Source organism: Mesorhizobium sp. M4A.F.Ca.ET.020.02.1.1 (assembly GCF_004022645.1).
GTDB lineage: Bacteria > Pseudomonadota > Alphaproteobacteria > Rhizobiales > Rhizobiaceae > Mesorhizobium.
This window is the reverse complement of the sequence record NZ_RZOI01000760.1, coordinates 1-2,793: the sequence shown is the minus strand read 5'-3', so window position 1 is coordinate 2,793 and position 2,793 is coordinate 1. Positions and strand designations below refer to the sequence as shown.

Here is a 2,793-nt window from a genome sequence, read left to right as displayed (position 1 = left end):
ATACAGGCGGGCTGGAAGCAGCCGCGACGGCCGCGCGGCATGGAGCGGAGGCCACCGCCGCGATGCAGAAAGCGAAGGCCGGGCGCTCCGCCTATATCGGCCGCCAGCTTGACGGCGTCGCCGATCCAGGCGCATTCGCGGTGGCGGAAGTGTTTGTGGCCGTGGCGGCCATGTTCGCCCCGGCATGAAGGACAGAGAATGGCCGCATCCGATTTCTCCAACTTGATCGTGGCGGCGGCGGACACGATCGCGGCGCATGCCGAGGAACTGACCGGGCTCGACCAGGCGATCGGCGACGGCGACCACGGGCTGAACATGAAGCGCGGCTTCGAGGCGGTGCGGGCCGACGCCGAGGCGATCGCCGCGAAGCCCTTGCCGGACGCTTTGAAGGCGATCGGCACCAAGCTGGTGATGACCGTGGGCGGGGCCTCTGGCCCGTTGTTCGGCACGCTGTTCATGGCGCTCGGCAAGGAACTGCCAGGCACGCCTGACCGCGCCGCGCTGACGGCAGCGCTTGGCAGGGCGATCGAGGCGGTCGCGGCGCGGGGCAAATCGCAACCTGGACAAAAGACCATGCTGGACGTGCTGCAGCCGGTGTATGAGGCGCTGGCGCAAGGCAAGACAGGCACGGAAATCGCCGATGCCGCCGATCACGCGGCTGACGCGACTGTGCCGATGAAGGCCCTGCGCGGGCGCGCCTCCTTCCTGGGCGATCGCTCGATCGGGCATATGGACGCTGGGGCACGCTCGACCGCGCTTCTGGTACGCGCAGTCGCTGAAACCGTCGAGGACCGCTGATGAGCAACGTTGGTATCGTCATCGTCTCGCATTCGCCGCTGGTCGCCGAAGGCACCGCAGACATGGTGCGCCAGATGGTCGGCGACGAAGTGCCGCTTGCATGGTGCGGCGGAAACGGCCATGGCGGGCTCGGCACCAGTGTCGAGGCGATCATGGGCGCCATCGACAAGGCCTGGTCGGAGGCGGGCGTCGCCATCCTCGTCGATCTCGGCGGCGCCGAGACCAACAGCGAGATGGCGGTCGAAATGATCGGCGAACCGCGCTCGCACAGGATTGTTGTGTGCAACGCGCCGATCGTCGAGGGCGCGGTCATGGCGGCGACGGAAGCCTCCGGCGGCGCCTCGCTCAAGGAAGTGGTGGCGACGGCGCATGAACTTTCGCCGTCGTGAATGAACGGGAACCCGACCGCATGTCCGCATCCGCCGAAGCCATGGTCCTGATCACCCACGATGTGGGTCTGCACGCGCGCCCTTCGGTGAAGTTCACCAAGCTCGCCAAGTCGTTCGCGGCCGAGGTGGAAGTGGCCTTGGCCGCCAACGGTCCCTGGTTCGACGCCAAGAGCATCGTCAAGGTCATGGCGGCCAAGGCACCTAAGGGAACGCTGCTGTACATCCGCGCCAGGGGCGACGGCGCGAGCGAAGCTGTCGAAGCGCTGGTCGATCTCGTGCAGCGTGATTTCGACGAGGAAGCGGACCATGCCCGGTCCGCTTGAGACGGACTCGCATGTGGCCGGAACCGCAAGGAACGCGGGCCATGCGGATTGAGGGTGTTCCAGCCTCCACGGGCTATGCCGAAGGGCCGCTGTTCGATCTCGACCGGCCGCCTGCCGCCTACACAAGCAAGTCGAGCGCGGCGGAGGAGATTGCGGCGCTGGAGACCGCGATCGGCAAGGCGGTAAGCCGGCTCAGCGCAATGATCGAAACCGCCGACGGCGATGCCGCCGGCATCCTGGAATTCCATATCGCCATGCTGCAGGACCATGCGCTGAGCGCGCCGGCCTTCGCCTCGATCGGCTCCGGCCAGGCCGCCGATGTCGCATGGCGGGCGGCGCTCGACGCCGAAATCGCCGGCTACGACGCGTCAGACCAGGACTATTTCCGCGCACGCGCCGCTGATCTGCGCGACATACGCGACCAGGTCCTGCGTGCGCTGAGCGAGGACGGGGAACCCACGGCACCCCTCGGCGCCATCTTCCATGGAGAGGACATCGCGCCGACGCGCTTCCTCGAAATCGACTGGAGCGCCGGTGGCGGCATCGCGCTCAGGGCCGGCAGCACCGCCAGCCATGTCGCCATGCTGGCGCGTGCGCGCGGCGTGCCAATGGTGGTCGGGCTCGGCACCTTCCCGGCCAGCCTCGCAGGCATGGCGTTGCTCGATGCCGAGCACGGCGGGATGGTGCTCTCGCCCTCACCGGCCGAGATCTACGCCTTCCGGCAATCATCGTCCTCCTTCGCCGCGCGCCTGGGCGCGGCGCAGTCTTTCCTGACCCGGCCGGCGGTGACCAAGGCGGGAACCGCCGTGCGCGTGCAGGTCAACATCGCCAACCCTTCCGACGTCGATGGCATCGACATCTCGACCTGCGACGGCGTCGGGCTGATGCGGACGGAGTTCCTGTTCGGCAAGGCGCTGCCGGACGAGGAGATGCAGTATCATGCCTACTGCAAGGTGCTGGAATGGGCAGGCGACAAGCCGGTGACCATCCGCACCGTCGACGCCGGCGGCGACAAGCCGGTTGCCGGCTTCACCGTCGAGGAGACCAACCCCTTTCTCGGCCTGCGCGGCATCCGGCTGTCGCTCAAGCGGCGCGACATTTTCCGGGTGCAGATCAGGGCATTGCTGCGCGCCGCCATCCACGGCAATCTAAAGGTCATGTTTCCGATGATCGCCACGCCCGAGGAATACAGCAAGGCCGCCGCGCTGTTCACGGAGGAGCAGGCGAGCCTTGCCGCGCGCGGCGTCGCGCACACGATGCCGCCGCTCGGCATTATGGTCGAG

The 2,793-nt window shown here is 67.7% G+C and carries 5 protein-coding genes; all 5 read left to right on the top strand.

The genetic code is table 11. The features are described from left to right. Positions 1-188, top strand: a 188-nt coding sequence (locus tag EN742_RS30640) for a DAK2 domain-containing protein (protein ID WP_128333642.1), incomplete at its 5' end; no start/stop codon positions are given. 10 nt (positions 189-198) lie between these two features. Beyond that, positions 199-798 carry a dihydroxyacetone kinase subunit DhaL gene (gene dhaL / locus EN742_RS30635; RefSeq protein ID WP_126056832.1) on the top strand — a complete coding sequence of 200 codons (600 nt, stop codon included), beginning with the start codon at positions 199-201 and terminating at the stop codon, positions 796-798. Further along, the gene (dhaM, locus tag EN742_RS30630) at positions 798-1,187 is read left to right on the top strand and encodes a dihydroxyacetone kinase phosphoryl donor subunit DhaM (RefSeq protein ID WP_126056833.1); all 390 of its coding nucleotides are present in this window, start codon (positions 798-800) and stop codon (positions 1,185-1,187) included. Before dhaL ends, dhaM begins: the two co-directional genes overlap by 1 nt. A gap of 20 nt (positions 1,188-1,207) precedes the next feature. Beyond that, positions 1,208-1,510, top strand: a complete 303-nt coding sequence (locus EN742_RS30625; protein WP_126056834.1) for an HPr family phosphocarrier protein — start codon at positions 1,208-1,210, stop codon at positions 1,508-1,510. Between the two features lie 41 nt (positions 1,511-1,551). Continuing rightward, positions 1,552-2,793, top strand: a 1,242-nt coding sequence (locus EN742_RS30620; protein WP_148670372.1) for a putative PEP-binding protein, incomplete at its 3' end; no start/stop codon positions are given.

What these genes read in the sequence shown, in the direction of transcription:
- dhaL (WP_126056832.1), top strand. Translation starts at nt 199, where the DNA reads ATGGCCGCATCCGATTTCTCCAACTTGATCGTGGCGGCGGCGGACACG.
- EN742_RS30625 (WP_126056834.1), top strand. Translation starts at nt 1,208, where the DNA reads ATGTCCGCATCCGCCGAAGCCATGGTCCTGATCACCCACGATGTGGGT.
- dhaM (WP_126056833.1), top strand. Translation starts at nt 798, where the DNA reads ATGAGCAACGTTGGTATCGTCATCGTCTCGCATTCGCCGCTGGTCGCC.